The 20,877-nt window shown below is 63.1% G+C and carries 19 protein-coding genes; 13 read left to right on the top strand and 6 right to left on the bottom strand.

The window, feature by feature from the left end:
• The first annotated feature begins 149 nt into the window (after nt 1-149).
• The 6 genes from V1471_RS06560 (at nt 150) to V1471_RS06535 (ending at nt 6,113) form a co-directional block, all read left to right on the top strand.
• Nucleotides 150-596: a YeeE/YedE family protein gene (locus V1471_RS06560; RefSeq protein ID WP_434287548.1), complete on the top strand. Its 447-nt coding sequence runs from the start codon at nt 150-152 to the stop codon at nt 594-596.
• Nucleotide 597: 1 nt separating this feature from the next.
• On the top strand, nt 598-1,038 hold the full coding sequence (locus V1471_RS06555) for a DUF6691 family protein (protein ID WP_096805100.1): 441 nt from the start codon (nt 598-600) through the stop codon (nt 1,036-1,038).
• Between the two features lie 123 nt (nt 1,039-1,161).
• Nucleotides 1,162-2,052 (top strand): MBL fold metallo-hydrolase, encoded by an 891-nt coding sequence (locus tag V1471_RS06550; RefSeq protein WP_066709391.1) that lies wholly within the window; start codon nt 1,162-1,164, stop codon nt 2,050-2,052.
• A gap of 51 nt (nt 2,053-2,103) precedes the next feature.
• Nucleotides 2,104-2,517, top strand: coding sequence for a TIGR01244 family sulfur transferase (locus tag V1471_RS06545; protein WP_066709388.1), 414 nt, complete (start codon nt 2,104-2,106; stop codon nt 2,515-2,517).
• Between the two features lie 93 nt (nt 2,518-2,610).
• Nucleotides 2,611-4,287 carry a TIGR01244 family sulfur transferase gene (locus V1471_RS06540; RefSeq protein WP_434287547.1) on the top strand — a complete coding sequence of 559 codons (1,677 nt, stop codon included), beginning with the start codon at nt 2,611-2,613 and terminating at the stop codon, nt 4,285-4,287.
• Between the two features lie 71 nt (nt 4,288-4,358).
• Nucleotides 4,359-6,113 carry a SulP family inorganic anion transporter gene (locus V1471_RS06535; protein ID WP_434287546.1) on the top strand — a complete coding sequence of 585 codons (1,755 nt, stop codon included), beginning with the start codon at nt 4,359-4,361 and terminating at the stop codon, nt 6,111-6,113.
• Nucleotides 6,114-6,158: 45 nt separating this feature from the next.
• On the opposite strand, the gene V1471_RS06530 is transcribed toward V1471_RS06535, so the two are convergent.
• Entirely contained in the window at nt 6,159-7,028 is an 870-nt protein-coding gene (locus V1471_RS06530; RefSeq protein WP_434287545.1) for an EamA family transporter, read from the bottom strand.
• A gap of 81 nt (nt 7,029-7,109) precedes the next feature.
• Between V1471_RS06530 and V1471_RS06525 the strand changes: the two genes are divergently transcribed.
• Nucleotides 7,110-7,601, top strand: a complete 492-nt coding sequence (locus V1471_RS06525; protein ID WP_434287544.1) for a MarR family winged helix-turn-helix transcriptional regulator — start codon at nt 7,110-7,112, stop codon at nt 7,599-7,601.
• Here V1471_RS06525 and V1471_RS06520 read toward each other — a convergent pair.
• The 3 genes from V1471_RS06520 to V1471_RS06510 are packed head-to-tail and all read right to left on the bottom strand — an operon-like array spanning nt 7,598 to nt 10,142.
• Nucleotides 7,598-8,311, bottom strand: a complete 714-nt coding sequence (locus tag V1471_RS06520; protein WP_434287543.1) for a phosphotransferase enzyme family protein — start codon at nt 8,309-8,311, stop codon at nt 7,598-7,600. The genes V1471_RS06525 and V1471_RS06520 overlap by 4 nt on opposite strands.
• Nucleotides 8,311-9,633, bottom strand: a complete 1,323-nt coding sequence (locus V1471_RS06515) for a TRAP transporter large permease (protein ID WP_434287542.1) — start codon at nt 9,631-9,633, stop codon at nt 8,311-8,313. The genes V1471_RS06520 and V1471_RS06515 overlap by 1 nt, the downstream gene beginning before the upstream one ends.
• Nucleotides 9,630-10,142: a TRAP transporter small permease gene (locus tag V1471_RS06510; protein ID WP_434287541.1), complete on the bottom strand. Its 513-nt coding sequence runs from the start codon at nt 10,140-10,142 to the stop codon at nt 9,630-9,632. The genes V1471_RS06515 and V1471_RS06510 overlap by 4 nt, the downstream gene beginning before the upstream one ends.
• 216 nt (nt 10,143-10,358) lie before the next feature.
• Here V1471_RS06510 and V1471_RS06505 point away from each other — a divergent pair, with 216 nt between their 5' ends.
• The 5 genes from V1471_RS06505 (at nt 10,359) to V1471_RS06485 (ending at nt 16,699) form a co-directional block, all read left to right on the top strand.
• Nucleotides 10,359-12,764, top strand: a complete 2,406-nt coding sequence (locus V1471_RS06505) for a beta-mannosidase (protein ID WP_434287540.1) — start codon at nt 10,359-10,361, stop codon at nt 12,762-12,764.
• Nucleotides 12,761-13,447, top strand: a complete 687-nt coding sequence (locus tag V1471_RS06500; protein WP_434287539.1) for a D-lyxose/D-mannose family sugar isomerase — start codon at nt 12,761-12,763, stop codon at nt 13,445-13,447. Before V1471_RS06505 ends, V1471_RS06500 begins: the two co-directional genes overlap by 4 nt.
• An 11-nt stretch (nt 13,448-13,458) precedes the next feature.
• Nucleotides 13,459-14,502 carry an L-glyceraldehyde 3-phosphate reductase gene (gene mgrA / locus V1471_RS06495; protein WP_434287538.1) on the top strand — a complete coding sequence of 348 codons (1,044 nt, stop codon included), beginning with the start codon at nt 13,459-13,461 and terminating at the stop codon, nt 14,500-14,502.
• A 75-nt stretch (nt 14,503-14,577) separates the two neighbouring features.
• On the top strand, nt 14,578-15,411 hold the full coding sequence (locus tag V1471_RS06490; protein ID WP_434287537.1) for a TolB family protein: 834 nt from the start codon (nt 14,578-14,580) through the stop codon (nt 15,409-15,411).
• Entirely contained in the window at nt 15,401-16,699 is a 1,299-nt protein-coding gene (locus V1471_RS06485; protein WP_434290880.1) for a cytochrome-c peroxidase, read from the top strand. The genes V1471_RS06490 and V1471_RS06485 overlap by 11 nt, the downstream gene beginning before the upstream one ends.
• 115 nt (nt 16,700-16,814) lie before the next feature.
• Here the strand turns inward: V1471_RS06485 and V1471_RS06480 are convergent, their stop codons facing one another.
• Both V1471_RS06480 and V1471_RS06475 read right to left on the bottom strand, forming a co-directional pair.
• The gene (locus tag V1471_RS06480) at nt 16,815-18,323 is read right to left on the bottom strand and encodes a CRTAC1 family protein (protein ID WP_434287536.1); all 1,509 of its coding nucleotides are present in this window, start codon (nt 18,321-18,323) and stop codon (nt 16,815-16,817) included.
• The gene (locus V1471_RS06475) at nt 18,320-19,573 is read right to left on the bottom strand and encodes an ROK family protein (RefSeq protein ID WP_434287535.1); all 1,254 of its coding nucleotides are present in this window, start codon (nt 19,571-19,573) and stop codon (nt 18,320-18,322) included. Before V1471_RS06475 ends, V1471_RS06480 begins: the two co-directional genes overlap by 4 nt.
• Before the next feature lie 249 nt (nt 19,574-19,822).
• Between V1471_RS06475 and xylF the strand changes: the two genes are divergently transcribed.
• Nucleotides 19,823-20,863 (top strand): D-xylose ABC transporter substrate-binding protein, encoded by a 1,041-nt coding sequence (gene xylF, locus V1471_RS06470; RefSeq protein ID WP_434287534.1) that lies wholly within the window; start codon nt 19,823-19,825, stop codon nt 20,861-20,863.
• Nucleotides 20,864-20,877: the final 14 nt, after the last annotated feature.

The raw sequence follows: 20,877 nt of genomic DNA, 5'->3' as shown, positions 1-20,877 counted from the left end.
GTGTGACAAACTCACCGACAGAGCCGTGAGCGCTCGCATACAAAGGTCGACAAGCGGGAAACCCGCAAGAAAAAAGGATACGCACATATGACGAAGCTCTTTGGGGCCGCAAGGCCCGGACCTGCTCTTCGTTCGGGAGGAGCAAACAGATGACCGAGATCACTGCAACGGAGTTCACCCCCTGGGTCTCGCTGTTCGGGGGCATGCTGATCGGCACGGCGGCGGTGCTCTTGATGGCATTCCAAGGCCGGATTTTCGGTGCGACAGGCATTTTGGCGGGGTTCCTGAGCCCGGCGAACTCGTCGGACTGGGCTTGGCGGGCGGTGCTTTTGGCGGGGATGATGACCGGGCCTTTGGCGTTCATGCTTTTTACCGGGCATATGCCCGAGGTCGAGGTGCCGGTGTCGAAACTGGCGCTGATCGTCGGCGGGTTCATCGTCGGCATCGGTGTGACCTATGGCTCCGGCTGCACCTCCGGGCACGGGGTCTGCGGCATGTCGCGCCTGTCGCCGCGCTCGATCGTGGCGACGCTGTCCTTCATGGCGTCCACGGCGGTGACGGTGTTCATCATCCGCCATGTGCTGGGAGGGGCGTGAGATGAAACTGATCCTGACCTATGTCATCGGCCTGATCTTTGGCCTCGGTATCTCCATGTCGGGCATGGCGAACCCCGCAAAAGTCCTTAATTTCTTTGATTTTTTCGGAGTCTGGGACCCGTCCCTGATGTTCGTGATGGGGGGCGCAGTGACGGTGAGCTTCTTTGGCTACCGTTGGCTGTTCAAACGCTATGAAACCCCTGCGTTCGAGCCGAAATTCATCGTGCCGACTTCGCGGACCATCGACGCGAAACTGGTGGGCGGATCTCTGGTGTTCGGCGTCGGCTGGGGCATCGCGGGGTTCTGTCCGGGCGGCGCGCTTCCGGCGCTCGGTACCACGGACCCGAATGTCTGGGTGTTCTTCGGCGCACTTGTCGCAGGGATTTTCGCCGCGAAATTTGTCATGAAGCAAACCGCAAACCGCAGCCTGAAACGGGCATAAGCCCGGTCGGCAAAGCGTCGGACTTGTGTCGGACTTCCGTCGGGCACAGGTCGAAAAATGAGAGACAGGCATCGGCAAGCCAAGGGGAGCCGTCGATGCAAAACAGATGAAGAGGAGAAACCCATGGGTTCCAACTACCCCGTCGACATGTCGGTCAAACCCGACGTCAAAGCCTTTTTCGATCCGGAGACCTGGACGATTTCCTATGTGGTGAAAGACCCGAAATCGGACGCCTGCGCCGTGGTCGACAGCGTCATGGACATCGACTATGCCGCCGGTCGCATCACCTATAAGAGCGCCGACGAGATCATCGCCTATATCAAAGAACAGGGGCTCAAGCTCGAGTGGCTGATCGAGACCCATGTCCATGCCGACCACCTCTCGGCGGCGCCCTATATTCAGGACGCTCTGGGGGGCAAGATCGGCATCGGCGAGCATATCGTCACGGTGCAGGAAACCTTCGGCAAGGTGTTCAATGAGGGCACCGAGTTCCAGCGTGACGGCTCGCAGTTCGACCGCCTGTTCAAGGATGGCGACACCTACACCGTCGGCACGATGCACTGTTTCGCCATGCACACGCCGGGCCATACGCCCGCCTGTATGGTGCATGTGATGGGCGATGCGACCTTTACCGGCGATACGCTGTTCATGCCCGATGGCGGTTCGGCGCGGGCCGACTTCCCGGGGGGCGATGCCTCCACGCTGTACGACTCGATCCAGAAGGTTCTGGCGCTGCCGGACGACATGCGCCTGTTCATGTGCCACGACTATGGTCCGAACGGTCGCGACATCGCGTGGGAAACCACGGTGGGGGCCGAGAAGGAACACAACATCCACGTCGGTGGCGGCAAATCGAAAGACGATTTCGTCAAGTTCCGCACCGAACGCGATGCGCAGCTTGCCATGCCGCGGCTGATTATTCCCTCTTTGCAGGTGAATATGCGCGCCGGTGAATTGCCGCCGCCGGATCAGGACGGTAAGACTTTCCTCAAAGTTCCGGTGAACGGCCTCTGAGACGTCTTTTGACGTGGGGCCAAACCGGCCCCACGCACAGGAGACGCGCCAATGGATTTCAACAAGATCAACGACCAACTCACGGTCAGCAGCCAGATCACCCCCGAAGAGGTGACGATCCTCAAGGAGAAGGGGTTCAAGACCCTGATCTGCAATCGCCCGGATATGGAAGTGGAGGGCGAGATCTCGTCGGAGGTCATGGAGAAAGCGGCGCTCGAGGCGGGGTTGAACTTTGCCTATCTGCCGATCTTCCCCGGCCAGTTCCCCGAGGAGCTGATCGAGGAAACCGCCCGGATTTTCGCGGAAGAGGCGGGGCCGGTTTACGCCTATTGCCGTTCGGGCACGCGCTCGACGACCGCTTGGGCCCTGTCGCAATCGGGCCGGATGGACCCGGAGGAGATCATCAGCCAAGCGGCGGGTGCGGGCTATGACATGCGGGGGTTGCGCCCCTATCTGGCGGGATAACGCGCGCTGTTCGTGCGTCGTCCCGCCGCCACAACGGTTTTCGGGACGACCGCCTGAGGGGGGCGAACCGTCCCCCAATAAGGAGACGCACGAATGGAACTCAAGAAGATCACGGACGGCCTGTCGGTCTCCGGTCAGATCCAGCCCGAGGACATGGAGAAGCTCAAGCGCCGCGGTTTCCGCGCGGTGGTGTGCAACCGTCCGGATGGCGAAGCGGCGGACCAGCCGACCCATGAGGAGATGGAGCAGGCGGCGAAGGCCGCGGGGCTCGAATTCCTCTACCTGCCGGTGACGCCGGGCATGGTGACCGAAGAAACCGCCACCGCGTTTCGCCACGCCCTGACCGAACTGCCGGGGCCGGTGTTCGGGTTTTGCCGCACGGGCACGCGGACGACGACGCTGTGGTCCTTGGCGATGGCCAAGGAGAAATCCGTGGTCGACATTCTCGCCGCGACCAAGGCTGCGGGCTACGACATGACCGGCGTGGCGCGCCGGATCGCCAATGGTGGCGTGACCCCGACCGACTCTGTCGAAGATGCCAAGCATGACGTGGTGATCGTCGGCGGCGGTGCGGCGGGCGTGGCCGTGGCGGCCTCGCTGAAGTCGCGCAAGCCCGATCTCGACATCGCGATCATCGACCCGGCGGATATTCACTATTACCAACCGGGCTGGACCATGGTCGGCGCGGGCGTGTTCGAACCCGCGACCACGGCGAAGACCATGGGCTCGCTGATCCCGCGCGGGGTGCATTGGCTCAAATCCGCCGTGGCGGCGTTTGAACCGAAGAACAACGCGGTCATTCTCGATGGCTGCCGGGTTGTGAAATACGACCGGCTGATCGTGTGTCCGGGGCTGAAGCTCGATTGGGACAAGATCGAAGGCCTCGTGGAGACCCTAGGCAAAAACGGTGTGACCTCGAACTATCGTTATGACCTTGCGCCCTACACCTGGGAGCTGGTGAAGGGGCTGAAGGGCGGCAAGGCCGTGTTCACCCAGCCGCCGATGCCGATCAAATGCGCCGGTGCGCCGCAAAAGGCCATGTACCTCTCCGCCCATAACTGGGAACAGGCGGGGGTTCTGAAGAACATCGACATCCAGTTCATGAACGCGGGCGGGGTGCTTTTTGGCGTGAAGGATTATGTGCCTGCGCTGGAGAAATACGTCGAGCGCTACGGGGCGAACCTGAATTTCTTCCACAATCTGAAATCCATCGACGGCCCGGCGAAAAAGGCGACCTTTACGGTGGCGAAGCCGGACAGCGAGCCGACGGAAGTGACGGTCGATTTCGACATGATCCATGTGGTGCCGCCGCAGTCTGCGCCGGATTTCATCAAGGTGTCGCCGCTCTCGGATGCCGCCGGGTGGGTCGATGTGGATCAGATCACGCTGCGCCACAAGGAGTATGACAACATCTGGTCGCTGGGCGATGTGATGAACGCGCCGAACGCGAAAACCGCCGCTGCCGCGCGGATGCAGGCGCCGATCGTGGCCGAGAATGTGGCCGCCGACATTGACGGCAAGGGGCCGCAGGCCGGGTATAACGGTTACGGTTCCTGCCCGCTGACCGTCGAGAAGGGCAAGATCGTTCTGGCCGAGTTCGGCTATGGCGGCGTGCTGATGCCGTCCTTCCCGAAATGGGTGCTCGATGGCACCAAGCCGACCCGCAAGGCGTGGTTGCTCAAGGAACAGATCCTGCCGCCGATCTATTGGAAAGCGATGCTGCGCGGCAAGGAATGGATGATCAAACCGGAAAAAGTTTCGGCGAAATAATGTGAACCGGGCCGGGGGCGAAGGTGACTTCGCCCCTTGTCGCCCGCAAGACCAGAAAGGACAGGCACGCCGTGTCGTTCGATCCTCGCGTTTTAAAACGCTACCTCCCCATTCTCGACTGGGGTTCGAAATACAACGCCAACGCTTTCGCCAATGACGGCATCGCCGCGATCATCGTGACGATCATGCTGATCCCGCAATCGCTGGCCTATGCTCTGCTGGCGGGGCTTCCGGCGGAGGCGGGGCTTTATGCCTCCATCGTGCCGATCATGCTCTATACGGTGTTCGGCACCTCGCGGGCGCTGGCGGTCGGGCCGGTGGCCGTGGTGTCGCTGATGACCGCCGCCGCCGTGGGGGCCGTGGCGGAGCAGGGCACGGCGGGCTATGCCACCGCCGCCATCACACTTGCCTTCCTGTCGGGGGCGATGCTGGTGACGCTCGGGCTGTTCCGGCTCGGGTTTCTGGCGAATTTCCTGTCGCACCCGGTGATCGCGGGCTTTATCACCGCGTCTGGCGTGCTGATCGCGGCCTCGCAGCTCAAACATATCCTCGGGGTCAGTGCGGGCGGGCATACGCTCGTTCACTTGCTTGAAAGCCTCTGGACCCATCTCGGCGAGATCAACTGGATCACGCTGGTGATCGGGGTGCTGGCGACCGCCTTCCTGTTCTGGGTGCGCAAGGGGCTCAAACCGCTTCTGCGCAAAGCGGGTCTCGGTCCGCGTCTGGCCGATGTGGTGACCAAGGCGGGGCCGGTGGCCGCCGTGGTGGTGACGACGCTGGTCGTGGGCGTGTTCCGCCTCGATCAACACGGCGTGCGCATCGTCGGCGACGTGCCGCAGAGCCTGCCGCCCTTCACCTGGCCGATCAGCTCTCTGGCGCTGTTGAAGCAATTGTTCATCCCGGCGCTCTTGATCTCGATCATCGGGTTCGTGGAATCCATCTCGGTCGCGCAAACGCTCGCCGCCAAGAAGCGTCAGCGGGTTGACCCGGATCAGGAATTGATCGGTCTGGGCGCGGCCAACCTCGGTGCGGCGTTTACCGGCGGCTTCCCGGTCACGGGCGGGTTTTCGCGCTCGGTCGTGAACTTCGACGCGGGCGCGGAAACCCCGGCAGCGGGAGCGTTCACCGCCGTCGGTCTGGCGATTGCCGCCCTGTTCCTGACGCCGCTGATCTACTTCCTGCCGCAGGCCACGCTGGCCGCGACGATCATCGTGGCCGTGCTGTCTCTGGTGGATTTCAAAATCCTCAAGACCACATGGGGCTATTCGAAAGCCGATTTCACCGCCGTGCTCGCGACCATCGTTCTGACGCTGATCTCCGGCGTCGAGGTGGGCGTGTCGGCGGGGGTGATCCTGTCCATTGCGCTGCACCTCTACAAGACCTCGAAACCGCATATCGCGGAGGTGGGTCTTGTTCCGGGCACCGAGCATTTCCGCAATATCAAGCGGCACGAGGTGCTGACCACGCCGGAACTGGTGACCATCCGTGTCGACGAGAGCCTGTATTTCGCCAATGCGCGTTTCCTTGAGGATTACATCCTCGACCGCATGGCGGAGGACAAGGCGCTCAAACATGTGGTGCTGATGTGTACGGCGATCAACGAGATTGACAGCTCGGCGCTTGAGGCGCTGGAAGAGGTCAACAGCCGCCTTGCCGACAATGGCATCAAGTTCCACCTGTCCGAGGTCAAAGGCCCGGTGATGGATCGCCTGCAACGCTCGCATTTCCTGCACGATCTGACGGGGCAAGTGTTCCTCAGCCAGTTCGCGGCGATGAAGGCGCTGGGGGATGTGACAGGTCCGACCCCCGCAACCGACGCGGCTTAAGTGTGAGAGCGCCCTCCATTGCGGAGGGCGTTTTCTTTTGTGCGGTCAGGAGCGGAGAGGACGGCTTTGGGCATATTGCCCGAGCCAGACCGAGCCGAAGATCAGCACCATGCCGATGATTTGCGGCAGGGACAGGGTTTCGCGCGCCACCAAGAGGCCGAGAAGCACGGCGGTGACGGGGCTGAGGAAGCCGAGCGGCGCGACGCGTTCGGGGCCGATGGTGGCGATGCCGCGAAAGAACAGGAAATAGGCCAGCGCGCCGCCGATCAGCCCGAGGAACAGAAAGCCCGAGACATTGGCGAGGCTCAGCGCGGGAAGCGGCGGGTCGATCAGGAGCGCGAGCGGCAACAGCAGCACGCCACCTGCGATCAACTGCCATGAGGTGAAGACCAGCGGCGGCACGGGCGGGGACCATTTGCGGCTCAGAACCGTGCCGGTGGCCATGGACACCGCGCCGATCAAGGCGGAGAGGATGCCGACGGGATCGAGGGCAGCGTCGGGCGAGAGCACGAGACAGGCGACGCCGATCAGCCCGGCGATCCCCGCGAGGACCGCCAGAGGCCGGATCGCATAGCCCAGCAGCAGGCGCGCGAGGATCAGAACGATCAGAGGCTGGGTTGCCCCCAGTGTGGCCGCGACCCCGCCGGGCAGGCGGTAGGCGGCGATGAACAGGCAGATGAAGAACAGGGTGAAATTGAGCCCGCCCAGGACCAAGAGTTTCGGCACCCAGTCCCATGTCGGCAGCTTGCGCAGGATCAGGAGCAGAAGGAGACCGGCGGGCAGGGCGCGCAAAAGCGCGACGGTGACCGGAATGCCCTGGGGCAAGAGCGTGGTGGTGACGAGATAGGTCGCGCCCCAGATCGTGGGCGCAAGGGCGGTCAGGGCAATGTCGCGGGGATGTGCTGGGTGGGGCATATCGGGTCTTTCGTTTTATCTTGACGTCAAGATAAGTCGTGAAATCTTGACGTCAAGATAAATTTCTGAGACCGTGACCGGATGGAAGATACGACACTCACACTCGACGATATTCGCGCACAATGGGCGCGGGAACGGCCCGATCTCGACACCGGGCCGATGGCGCTTTTGGGGCGCATGGCGCGACTGACGCGGTTGCTTGGCGCGGAGATGGAGGCCACTTTCGCGCGCCATGGGCTCAATCAGGCGAGCTTCGATTTGCTCGCGACGCTGCGCCGGGCGGGGTCGCCCTATGCGCTGAGTGCGGGGCAGTTGATGGCGCGGATGATGATCACATCGGGCTCGGTGACCAATCGGATCAACCGGCTTGAGGTGCAGAACCTTGTCGCGCGCCGGGCGGACGAAGGAGATGCGCGCAAGGCGATTGTGGCGCTGACCGAGGCGGGGTTTGAGGTGATCGAGCGGGCGGTGGCGGACCATGTTGCGACGCAGAAACGGCTGACGGATCTGTTGAGTGCAGAGGAGTTTTCCGCCCTCGACGGGCTTTTGCAGGGCTGGCTGGAGCGGCTTTAGAGCCGAGTCTTGAGGATACGGGCGACGAGCGCGGCGTGCCCGGGTTCGATCTGCCAGCTTGCGGCGACTTCCCATGCCAGGGCGGCGGTTTTCTCGGTGGCTGTGGCGGTCGCGGGCCGGGTGCGCAGCCGGTCATAGGCGCGGTGATCGGCGCGGGCCTCGTCCCAGTCGATCAACGCCGGGCCTTGGGCGGTGTGGATCAGGTTGCCAGCCGTGAGATCGCCATGAATGACACCGGTTTCATTGCTGAGCGCTTGCCACGCGGTGCGGCAAAGCGCCATGAGATCGGCGGGCAGGGCGGTGAGATCGACATCGCCGCCGGTGGTTTCTGTAAGGAGTTCGCATGACGAACAAAATTCGGGACGTTGCGGGAGGTTTGCCGTGGCGGCGTGGAACGCGTCGATGTGCTCGGCGATTTGCGGCAGGTCTTCGGGCTGAAACGGACGGCCCTCGATAAAGGGTTCGCAGGTCCAGCCGTTGGCGTTGAGCCGTCCGGTCCGGTCGGGGATCAGCCGGGGCGTGACAAAGCCCGCAGTCTCGGCGGCGGCGTGAACCGGTGTGAGCCAGCGCAGTTGTGCCTCCGTGCGGCGGGTGGATTTGAAGACCAGATCCTGAGCCAGCTCGGAAGTGCGGAACACGGCATTGCGATGCCCGCAGCCCAAGGGTTCGAGCGGGGCGGAGAGGCCCCAGAGATGAATGGGCGGCAGCATCAGTAGACCAGTCGGACAAGGCCCAGCGTCAGCGCCGGGAAGGCGACGAGGATCGCCACGCGGATCAGGTCGGTGAGGACGAAGGGCAAGGTGCCCTTGAAGGTCTCGGAGATCGGCACCTCGGGGTCCAAAGCGTTGATGATGAAGAGGTTCATGCCGACAGGCGGCGTGATCAGCCCGACCTCGACGACGATCAGGACGATGACGCCGAACCAGAGGCCGAATTCGCCCGGCGGCAGGCCGAAGTCCAGCCCGGACATGATCGGGTAGAGGATCGGGATGGTGAGGAAGATCATCGAGAGACTGTCCATGACGCAACCGAAGGCGAGATACATCAGGAGAACGGCCACGAGGATCAGCCATGGCGAGAGCGTCAGCCCCTCGGCCCATCCGGCGGCGGCCATGGGGAGGCCGGAGAGGGCGAGGAAATTGTTGAACATTTTCGCGCCCAAGAGGATCAGGTAGATCATGCCGGTGGAGGATGCGGTTTCAAGAATGGCTTCGCCGATGCCGCGCCATGTGAGCGCGCCGGAGAACAACGCCACGAGACCGGTGCCAGCCGCGCCCACGGCGGCACCTTCGGTCGGGGTGAAGATGCCCAGATAGATGCCGCCGACGACCGCGCCGAAAATTACGAGGACGGGCCAGACCTTGGCGAGCGCGGTGAGGCGTTCGGACCATGTGGCAGGGGCGCGAGAGGTGCAGCAATCGGGCCGGATGCGGACATAGATCGAGATGCAGATCATGTAACCGATGGCGGCAAGAAGGCCGGGGAGGAAGGCGGCGAGAAAGAGCTTGGCGATGTTTTCCTCGGCCAGCATAGCATAGACCACGAGGATGAGAGAGGGCGGGATCAGGATGCCCAGCGTGCCGCCCGCCGCCAGAGAGGCGGTGGCGAGGCGGCCGGAATAGCCGTAGCGTTTCAACTCTGGCAGGGCGGTCTTGCCCATGGTGGCGGCGGTCGCGAGCGAGGACCCGCAGATCGCGCCAAAGCCCGCGCAAGCCCCCACGGCGGCCATGGCGACCCCGCCCTTGCGATGGCCGAGCCATGTTTCTGCGGCCTTGAACAGCCCCGCCGACATGCCGCCCAGAGTGGCGAAATGGCCCATCAGCAGAAAGAGCGGGATGATCGAGAAGGAATAGGAGGAGAACTCGCCGTAGGTCAGATGCTTGAGCTGGCTCAGCATCATCAGGGAGTTGCCGTTCAAAAGATAGGCCCCGCCAAAGCCCACGACGGCCATGGCGACCCCGATCGGAATGCGCAGGAAGACGAGCAGGAGTAGGACGGGGAAGGACCAGAGGCCGATCTCGATGCGGCTCATGCGCGGGCCTCCCGGATGAGAAGCGTGCGGGCGGAGCGGATCACGCAGAAGGTGGCGACGATGACGGCGACGACCATGGCGGCCATGGCGGCGCGGTAGCCCCAGACCATCGGGATTTGCAGGATGAACGAGGTCTCGCCGTAAGCCGCCTTGTCGAGCGTGCCGAGCCAGAGCCGCCAGGTGAGCCCGGCGGTGAAGCCGAGCATGAGCAGATCGCCTGCGAGATCGAGGAGGCGGTTGGGCAATGGGCCGAGCGCCGGTCGGATCAGATCGACCCGGGCATGGGCGCGGGCATATTGCGCGTAAGGCAGGGCAGTGAAAACGGCGAAGCCGATACCAAGCTCCACGAGTTCGATGTCGCCGGGCAGTGGTCCGAGCCCGATCCCCCCGAGCGCGCGGCCCGCGACCGAGACACAGGTGACTGCGATCACCGCGAACAATCCGAAACCGCCCAGATAGGCCGTCAGCCGCGCCAGCTGGCCGACCCGTTTCGACAGGATGTCATACATGAGAACTGCCCTCATTGCTGAGACGGGTTTACCGGCTGCACTTGGGCGGTCAACCGCAAAACGTGGGATGCGACGGGTTCAAAACGCTTTGAAAGATGTTTGACTGTCGAGTCAAAACTGGGTCTGATAGCGCCAACAGGGACCTTCTGCCGCTTTGTGCGCCCAGACGGGATGCGGCAGAAGGGGCGCGACAGAAAACTTCAGGGAGCCAGGCGCATGTCGCAGATCACGGAACGGAATTTGGCGACGGGGTGGCGGCTGTCGGATGGTCAGGGGCATGAGATCGAGGTCGGCTTGCCCTTCGATGCGGTGTCGTCTCTGGCGGCGGCAGGATTGATCCCGGAGCCCTATGCCGGGCGCAATGCCGAAGACCTGCGCTGGATTGCCGAGCGGGACTGGGTTCTGTCGCGGACGGTGACGCTGAATGAGAGCGCGGTGGAGCTGGTGCTTGAGGCGCTCGACGGGGTGGTCGAGGTGCGGGTGAACGGGCAGCTTGTGCGGAGCGCTGACAATGCGTTTCGGACATGGCGTGCGGACTTGTCGGAGGTCGCGCGGGAGGGGGAGAACAAGATTGAATTGCGCTTTCTCTCCGTGGTGCGGGAAGCGGCGCGGCGGCAGGCGCAGCAGCCGGTCGAGGTGCCCTATCACAAGGGCAATTGCCCGATCCCCGACATCAATATGCTGCGCAAACAGCAATGCGATTTCGGCTGGGACTGGAACCCGGCTCTGGCGCCGTTCGGGGCGGGGGCTGTGAGTATTTGTCCAGCAAAGGAAACCCGGTTTGAGCGCATCGAGGTGATGCAGGCGCATCATGACATCGAGAGCGAAAGCGTGTCGGTGACGGTGCGGGCGCATGTTGTACATGGGGACGGGGCATCCATTGAGATGCGCTTTGCGGATCGGGTGCGCGAGGCGGTTGTTGAGGCGGGGGTGGCGGAGGCGAAGTTTTTCGTCGAGGTGCCGGAGTTCTGGTGGCCTGCGGGGCAAGGGGCACAGACGCTTTACGATCTGGAGGTGAGCTGTGGTTCGGCGCGGGCGACGCGGAGGATCGGTCTCCGGCGGATCGAGCATGTGTGCTTGCGCGACGATCGGGGGCTTGGATTCAAGTTCCGGGTCAACGGGCGGGATGTGTTTGCCAAGGGGGCGAACTGGGTGCCCGCCGAGGCGCTGTCGGGGCGGATTGATCGCGCGAAGGTGCGCGATCTGCTGCAATCGGCGGTGGAGGCGCATATGAACATGATCCGGGTCTGGGGCGGCGGGCGTTATGAGCCGGATTGGTTCTATGACCTCTGCGATGAGCTTGGGCTGATGGTCTGGCAGGACTTTATGTTCGCCTGCAATCTCTACCCGGCGGATGCGGCGTTTCTCGACAATGTGGCGGCGGAGGTGCGCGAGCAGGTGGCGCGCCTGTCGCATCACGCCTGTCTGGCGCTGTGGTGTGGCGACAATGAGATCATCGGCATGCTCGATGAGTTGACCGGCGGCGGGGCGGAACGGGACCGGCATCTGGTGGCCTATGATCGGCTGAACCGGACGATTGAGACAGCGCTGAAAGAGGTCGACCCGGAGGCGAACTGGTGGCCGTCCTCGCCGTCGCGCGGGGCACTGGATTTCGGCGATGGCTGGCATGGCGGCGGCTCGGGCGACATGCATGTCTGGGAGGTCTGGCACGAGAACAAGCCGTTTGCGGCGTATCGGGATGTGCGTCCGCGGTTTGTGTCGGAATTCGGGTTTCAGTCCTTTCCGTCACAGGGGGTGGCGGCGGAGTGGATCGGCGATCTGAACCCGTCCTCGCCCGCGATGGAAAGCCATCAGAAGAATGCGGGCGGCAACGCGCGGATCGTGACCACGATGATGCGGGAGTTTCGCCTGCCGCAGCGCATGGAAGATGTGATCTACCTGAGTCAGGTGCAGCAGGGGCTGGCGCTCAAGACCGCGATCTCCGCGTGGCGGGCGCAGAAGGGATCGTGTTGGGGCACGCTTTATTGGCAACTCAACGACACATGGCCCTGTGCGAGTTGGTCGACGCTCGATTATGGCGGCGGGTGGAAGCTGTCGCATCATATGGCGGCACGGTTTTATGCGCCGATTTCGGTGTTGGTCGTGCCCGAGGGTGAAAAGGATGTTTTCTTCATTGTCAACGACTTCGGAGAAAATGTCGATGTGACGGTGCAGGTGGCCGCCGTCGATCTGGCGGGCCGGGCGCGGCCCTTGGCGGAGGTCGAGGTGTCGGCATGGCCATCGAAGGCGCTGGAGCTGTTCGATCTGCCCGCCGGGACGTTGAGCGCGGATGAGATTTATGTGTTCACATGGCAATATGAGGGCGGTGCCGGAGGGGATTTTCATGCGCCGAAGCCGTGGAAGTCTTATGAATTGCGCAATCCTGAAATTTCCATGAATATCAAAGAGACAGGGGATAATCTTGAGATCGTTTTGGAGGCAAAGGCGCTCGCGCCCTTCGTGGCGCTTGAGGCCGATGGGCCGGGGCTGTTTTCGGCCAATGCGGTGACGCTGTTGCCGGGGTTGCCTGTGAAGATCAGGTTTGTGCCGGAAGTATTTGGGAAACCTGTGAATTTCACCTTGAGAGACTTGTATTCCGCGACCATGGGAGGCACGCAATGAAACGCTCGACCGTCAATGAGATCATCCGCGAGGCGGATGCGTTTATGAAGTCTTTCGGCTTTGTCCTGCCGCCCTTTGCCTATCTGACGCCGGAGGGGTTGAAGGCCCATGTGGCGGGCGGCGGTGCGGTGATCCGGGATCACATGATGGGCTGGGACATCACGGATTACGGTCAGGGGGATTTCGAACATCTCGGGCTGTTTCTGTTCACGCTCAGGAACGGCAATGCGGCCAATGTGGCGCGCGGCATGGGGCCGCTCTATGCGGAGAAATTGCTGATTTCGGAGGAGAACCAGATCAGCCCGATGCATCACCACATCAAGAAGACTGAGGACATCATCAACCGGGGCGGCGGGACGCTGGTCTTGGAGCTTTGGACGCGGTCTGAGGACGGCGGCTTCGATGAAACTGCGCCGGTGGAGGTCCTGACCGACGGTCAGGTGCGCCGGTTGAAGCCCGGCGAACATCTGGCGCTGGCGCCCGGCGAGAGCGTGACGCTGGAGCCGTGGCACTGGCATGCGTTCTGGGGCGAGGGTGGCAAGGTGCTGATCGGGGAGGTGTCGAATGTGAATGACGACCGCACCGACAACATCTTTCGCGACCCCATTGGGCGGTTTTCTCAACTGGACGAAGACGCGGCCCCGCTGCACCTTTTGGTCAGCGATTACGACAGATGGCTGTGAGGGAGGCGGTGATGGGATATGTTCCGGCAGAGACGCGGTATGACAAGATGATCTACAATCGCTGCGGGCGATCCGGTCTGAAACTTCCGGCGATCTCTTTGGGGCTGTGGCACAATTTCGGCCATGACACGCCGCATCAGGTGAAGCGCGAGATCCTGCACACGGCCTTCGATCTGGGCATCACGCATTTCGATCTGGCCAACAATTACGGCCCGCCGCCGGGCAGCGCCGAAGAGGCGTTCGGCGAGATTTTGAAAAGCGATTTCAAGGGCTACCGCGATGAGATGATCATTTCCTCGAAGGCGGGATATGAAATGTGGCCGGGGCCTTATGGTGAATGGGGATCGCGCAAATATCTGATGGCCTCCTGCGATCAATCGCTGAAACGCATGGGGGTCGAGTATGTCGACATCTTCTATTCCCACCGCTTCGATCCCGAGACGCCCTTGGAGGAAACCATGGGGGCGCTCGATGCGATCGTGCGGCAGGGCAAGGCGCTTTATGTGGGGATTTCCTCCTATAATGCCGAGCGGACGCGGCAGGCGGTGGCGATCCTGAACGATCTCGGCACGCCCTGTGTGATCCATCAGCCGTCTTACAATATGCTCAACCGCTGGGTGGAGCGCGACGGGTTGAAGGACACGCTCAAGGAACTGGGCGTCGGCTCCATCGCGTTTACGCCGCTGGCGCAGGGGATGCTGACGGGTAAATATCTTGGGGGCATTCCCGAAGGCTCGCGGGCCACGCAGCACAAATCGCTCGATCCGAAAATGCTGTCGGATCATGCCATTGCAAGCCTCAATGCGCTCAACGAGATCGCCGCCGCGCGTGGGCAGACGCTGGCGCAGATGGCGCTGGCTTGGGTGTTGCGCGAGGGCGGGATCACCTCGGCGCTGATTGGTGCGTCGAAGCCTTCGCAGGTGGTCGATTGCGTCGGTGCGCTCGACACTCTGAGCTTTACGGCGGAGGAACTGGCCCTGATCGACGCCCATGCCGATGAGGAAAAGATCAACCTCTGGGCCACGTCCTCCGAAGGGCGCGGTGAAAAGGCGTAACCGCCTGTGATGCAAGCCATTGTGGGCGCACGCGCCTCGGTGTAGCCTTGGGGAACCATGTATCGGGAGGGTGCCATGTCGGGTTGGGTCTCGCGTCTGATGATCTACGATCTTGAGGAGGGGCAGGCCATGCCTGTTCTGGAGACCGGATTGGAGATCGCCGCGCCGAACTGGGTGCCGGATGGCTCGGCGCTGATCGTCAATGGCGATGGCAGCCTGTTTTGGGTCGAGCTGGACGATCCGGAGCTATTGGAGATCGACACCGGTCTTTGCGTCAACGTCAACAACGATCACGGCCTGTCGCCTGATGGCGATACGCTCTACTTTACCGATCATTCCTATGGCGGCGCGGCGCGGATCTGGCGCATGGCGCTTGGCGTCGATGAGGCCGATCCTGTCGAGGTGACGGCCAAGCAACCGTCGTGGTTCCATGGCATTTCGCCGGACGGGCGGATGATTTGTTATACGGCGGTGCGCGAGGGGTTGTTCGGGATTTATACGGCGAAGGCGGATGGCTCGGGCGAGACCTGTATCATCGAGGGGGCGCATCGCTATGACGGGCCGGATTTCTCGGCCTGTGGCGAATGGATCTGGTTCAACTCGGACCGTCTGGGCGAGAGCGAGCTTTGGCGCGTGCGGGCGGATGGATCGGGGCTTGAGCGGATGACCGAGGACGCGATGGTCAACTGGTTCCCGCATCCGGGGCCGGACGGGCAGGTGGTCTATCTGGCCTATCCCGAGGGCACGATTGGGCATCCGTCGGGGTTTCAGGTCGAGCTCAGGCTTTGGTCCGGCAAGGACCGGCCGGTGGAAAGCCTTGTGCAACTGACCGGCGGTCAGGGGACGATGAACGTGCCGTCCTGGTCGCCCGACGGCAAGGCTTTTGCCTATGTCGAATATGCGGGCTGATCTGACGCTGTGTCTCATGCTGCTCGGCGGGGCCGCCGGGGCGTTTGACCTGCCTGCGCCTGTGACGGATGCCGATTACCTGCCGGTGAGCGAGGCTGAGGCGGAGCTGGGCCAGCTTTTGTTCTACGATCCGATCCTGTCGGGCAACGAGAATATCTCCTGCTCGACCTGTCATCATCCCCGGCTTGGTACCTCCGACGGGTTGTCTTTGGGCATGGGCGAGGGGGGCATTGGATTGGGGCCGGATCGGGTCGCGGGCCCCACGAATGTGCCGGAGGACCGGGTGCCGCGCAATGCGCCTGCGCTCTACAATCTCGGCGCGCGCGAGTTCATCCATATGTTTCACGACGGGCGGGTCGAGCGGGTGGGTGACGCGCTGCGCGTGCCGATTGAGGACGGGTTTTTCGCCGAAGTCTCCGGCATTCTGGCGACGCAGGCGGCGTTTCCGGTGCTCTCGCCCGACGAAATGGGCGGCAATGTCAGCGAGAACCCTCTGTCGAAAGCGATCCGCATGGGGCGGTTTTCCGGCGAGGGCGGCGCGTGGGACATGATCGCCGCCAAGGTTGCGGGCATTCCGGAGTATCAGGCGCGGTTCGAGGCGGTCTATCCGGAGATCGCGGCGGGGCGGGAGATCGGCTTTGCCGATATTTCCAATGCCATCGCCGGGTTCATGGCCTTCGAATTTCGCGCAGATGACAGCGCGTTTGATCGGTTTTTGCGCGGTGAGGCCGCGCTTTCGGATCAGGCCGCAGAGGGCATGGTGCTGTTTTACGGCGAGGCGGGATGCGCCGCCTGTCATGCCGGGCCGTTCCAGACCGATCACGATTTTCACGCCATGGGTCAGCCGCAGCTCGGCCCCGGCAAGACGCTCGATTTCGAACGCGGCAGCCGCGATGAGGGCCGGTTTCGCGTCACCGGCAAGGCCGAAGATCTCTATGCCTTCCGCACGCCCTCCTTGCGCAACGTGACGCTCACAGCGCCCTATGGCCATGCCGGGGCCTATCGCGATCTGCGGCGCTTCATCGTGGCCCATCTCGCGCCTGCCGACAGTCTTTTACACTATGATCGGGCGCAGGCGATCCTGCCGGATTTGCCGGTGGAGGACTGGGAGGTTATGGAGACCGAGGCGGATGTGGCGGCGATCCTGTCGGCCATCGAGGTCGAGGATCGGACGCTGCCGGAGGCCGAGATCGACGCGCTGATGGCGTTTTTGGCGGCGCTTGAGGACGATCCGAACCGCTTGGGCATCCCGGAGCGGGTGCCCTCGGGGCTGTCCTTCGAAAAGTAAAGCGTTTCTCAAAAAACTTGAGGCACTCAATTTTTGAGAAACGCAGCAACATCAATGCAGTGTGGTAACGCTTTTCGCTCAATCTGATTCAGGTTAAACGAAAAACGCTTTAAGCTCAGCGCGCCAGTTGCACCCAGCGATTGAGCCGGTCGATTTCAACCCAGCCGCTTTCAGTGCCATCCGGCCATGTCACCCGAACCCGTGCCGCCTCTGCCGCGCCAAGACCGAAATGCAGCGGCACCGCCTTGCCGGAGGCGTGCGAGCCGCCGACGGTGATCTCCTGTATCTGGGTCGCCGCGTCGGTCGCAATCTCGATCACCGCACCGACGCCGCGCGGGTTGACGCCCGGTTGCGTCAGGCTGATGTCGAGCCAGTTTCCCGAAGGGGTGACGTTTTCATAAAGCTCCATCGGGCTGTCGCGGTTGACCACCACCAGATCGAGCCGCCCGTCGCCGTTGAGATCCACAAGATGCGCGCCGCGCGATTTGGCGAAAGAGGCGACCCCCGCCGCGATCGAGACCTCGCGAAAGGTGCCGTCGGGCTTTTGCTGCAAGAGGTTGTTCGGGTCGCGCGCGGCATTGTTGGGCATCTGCTCGACATTGCCCTTGGCGATGAACAGATCGACGCGCCCGTCATTGTCCACATCGCCCCAATCCGCCGCCCAGCCGGTGGAGGCGCGCCCGTCATCGCCCAGATGCGGCCGGTGCGCATAGGTGCCGATCTCGAAAGGCGCGGTCTCATAGGTGCCGCCCGGATGACCGAATTGCAAAAGCTGATCGCCCATCGAGGTCAACATAACATCCGGCACCTCGTCGCCGTTGATGTCGCGCTCGGCAATGCCCATGCCCCAGAGCGAGACCCGCTCCCAACCGTCGCTCTCATCGAGAAAGCGATTGTTCTGAAGGTCATAGACCTGCTCATAGCCGCCCTTGACGTAGTAATGCCGGTCGTTCGACAGCCGCAGGCTCTGGACGCCGCGCGCGCCTTTGGAGATCAGCGCGGAGAGGGTGCAAAAGCCGGGGCTGAGCGGGGTTTTGGCCCAACCTTGTTCCGCAGGTCGGTGCAATTCGTTCGCGTCGCAGGCCTCGAACGGGCCGTTCGGGTCGTCGCGGTTGACGTAATTGCCGAAGAACAGCGTCGGGCGGTCATTGTTGCCCTCCCAACCGGCGGCGAAAGCGGTGGTCCAGCGGTCTCCGCCGTCAAAGCCCCAAGCGTCGTTTGCCACCTCGAAGCGGCAGTCGTCCATGCCTTTGAGTAAGAGATTTTCGCCCACGCGCAGCACGGCGAGATCGAGCGTGCCGTCGCTGTCGATGTCGAGCGAGTAGGCGCCGGTGACGCCGGTGATCAGCGGCAGGGTGCCACGGTCGAACCGAAGCGCACCGCCCTGACCGGAGCGGTTGAGCATCAGGCTGGCCGGGATCGCGCCGCCCGCTGCGAAGATCTCCGGCAATCCGTCGCCGTTGCAATCGAACACCGCCAGCCCGCCGCCGACGTAATGCTCCCAGCCCCCGGCGTAGATCTGCGCCGGAAGAGCGTCGGAGCGGTCTTGGAATTGCGGGACGGTCTGGGCCTGACCGGCGCGGGGCAGGGCGAGGGAGGCGGCTAGCACAAATGCGCGGATCATCCGACCAATGTCTCCGTGGCAAATTCGAGCGCCAGCGCGCCCGCACCCCGCGCCCAGACCAGATCGCCCCAAGCGTGGATTTCCACGGGCGTGGGCGGTCGACCGGGACGATGGGTGAGCGCGCGGGTCTCGCTCAGCACCTCTTCGGCATAGAGAAAATCGTAGCGCAAACGGTCGCCGGAGAGAAGGATCAGGGCCGGATCGAAAAGCGTCACCACATTCGCCAGACCGACGGCAAGATAGCGCCCGGCGCGCGAAAAGATCGTCCGGGCCAAGGCGTTGCCCTCCTTGGCCTGTCGGTAGAGGGTTTCGAGCATATCGTCGGCGCAGGTGCTTTGATGGCCGAGGTTGAGCGCGGTATGCGCCTCGCGCACCAGCGCATAATCGGCGACATAGGCCTCAAGGCAGCCACGCTGACCGCAGCGACAGAGCGCGCCGTCGAGCTGCACCTTGGTGTGACCGATCTCCATGCCATGACCCATGCCGCCGCGATGCAGGCGGTGGTTGATCACGAGACCCATGCCGACGCCATGCTCGATGGAGACCACGGCGAAGTTGTCGAGCCCGCGCCCCTCGCCGAACCACAGCTCCGCGAGGGCCAGAAGGTTGGCGTCATTGTCGATCCGAACGGGTGCGCCGAGGCGGGCGGTCAACAGATCGCGGAGTGGAATGTCGGAGTCTTCCATGAAGGGGCACCAGAGCACCCGACCGAGATCGAAATCCACCATGCCGGGCAGTCCGAGGGCGATGGCGTCGGGGCGGGCGCCGATGCGTCCGGCGTCTTGCAGGGCGGCCTGTACGAGCCCTTCCGCTTCGGTCAGGATTTCTTCGGTGCTGCGCGCGGTGGGCGGCGCGGGCAGGGTGGCGGAGCCGAGAAGCTGACCGGCGAGATCAAGCACCACGGCGGAGTTCGAACGGTCGGAGATTTTCACCCCGACGACCATCCCGGCGCAGGGCCGGATCTTGAGGCCGACGGGCGGGCGTCCGCGCCCACCATCGCCCTCGCGGCGCGGCAGGTCGGTTTCCTCGATCAGCCCCGTGGCGATCAGGTCGGCGGCGGTCTGAGTCACGGTGGCGGGGGAAAAGCCGGTCTGGCGCGACAGGTCGACCCGCGAGATCGCACCGGCGGCGCGCACCGCCTCGAAAAGCTGTTGGCGGGTGGATTTGACGTTGCTTCCGGGGGTCGGGAACAAAGGGCCGCAGCCGGGGCTTTGGGCGGTTCGGTTTTGGATGGGGCCAGTGTCCGGCACGTCTCGCTTCCCTTTATGATCTGCCACATAGTTTATCCACCTAATTAAATGCCGCTGTGCAGCATGGAATTCAGGAGTTTATGCGGGTCTTAAGATTCATTTACACCTAATTTTTATGCAAAAGCGAGATTATTTTTTTGACAGGTGAATTAAATATGGCATGATTTTAACATCCGGCTGCGAGTCGGGCTGTCGTTTGGTCTCTTGAGGAGGAGGGCGACGACGGTGTGAATCTTTGGGAGGAAATTCATGCGTAAATCCATGTTGATGGCGGCCACGATTGTGGCGGCCGGTTTCACGGCGTCTGCCACGACGTCCGCCATGGCCGAAGGGCTGACGGTGGGCGTGAGCTGGTCCAACTTTCAGGAAGAGCGCTGGAAGACGGATGAGGGCGCGATCAAGGCGGCTCTTGAGGCGGCAGGGGCGACCTATGTCTCGGCGGACGCGCAATCGTCCTCGGCCAAACAGCTTTCCGACATCGAAAGCCTGATTGCGCAGGGCGTCGATGCGTTGATCGTTCTGGCGCAGGACACGCAGGCCGTCATTCCGGCGGTGCAGATGGCCGCCGATGAGGAGATCCCGGTGATCGCCTATGACCGGCTGATCGAGGACCCGCGCGCCTATTACCTGACCTTCGACAATATCGAGGTCGGGCGGTTGCAGGCGAAGGCGGTCTACGAGGCCCAGCCCAAGGGCAATTACGTGATGATCAAAGGCTCGCCGACCGATCCGAACGCGGATTTCCTGCGTGGCGGTCAGCAGGAGGTGTTGCAGGCGGCGATTGACGCGGGCGACATCACCATTGTGGGCGAGGCCTATACCGACGCCTGGCTTCCGGCCAATGCGCAGCGCAACATGGAATCGATCCTGACCGCCAATGACAACAAGGTCGACGCGGTCGTGGCCTCGAACGACGGCACGGCGGGCGGCGCGGTTGCCGCGCTTTTGGCGCAGGGCATGGCGGGGATTCCGGTCTCCGGTCAGGACGGCGATCACGCGGCGCTGAACCGCATCGCGCTTGGCACTCAGACGGTGTCGGTGTGGAAAGACAGTCGCGAACTTGGCAAGAACGCCGCGGAGATCGCGGTGGAACTGGCCGGTGGCATGATGGCCGCGGATGTGCCGGGGACGGTCGATTTCACGACGCCGGGCGGCAAGGATATGAAGGCGATGTTCCTCGCGCCGATCCCGATCACCAAGGACAATCTCGACGTGGTGGTGGATGCCGGTTGGATCACCAAGGACGCGCTCTGTCAGGGCGTCACGGACGGACCGTCACCCTGTAACTGATCCGATCTCAACGG

The sequence above is a fragment of the Celeribacter sp. SCSIO 80788 genome (assembly GCF_051054295.1).
Lineage (GTDB): Bacteria > Pseudomonadota > Alphaproteobacteria > Rhodobacterales > Rhodobacteraceae > Celeribacter.
This window is presented reverse-complemented; position numbering and strand designations above follow the sequence as displayed.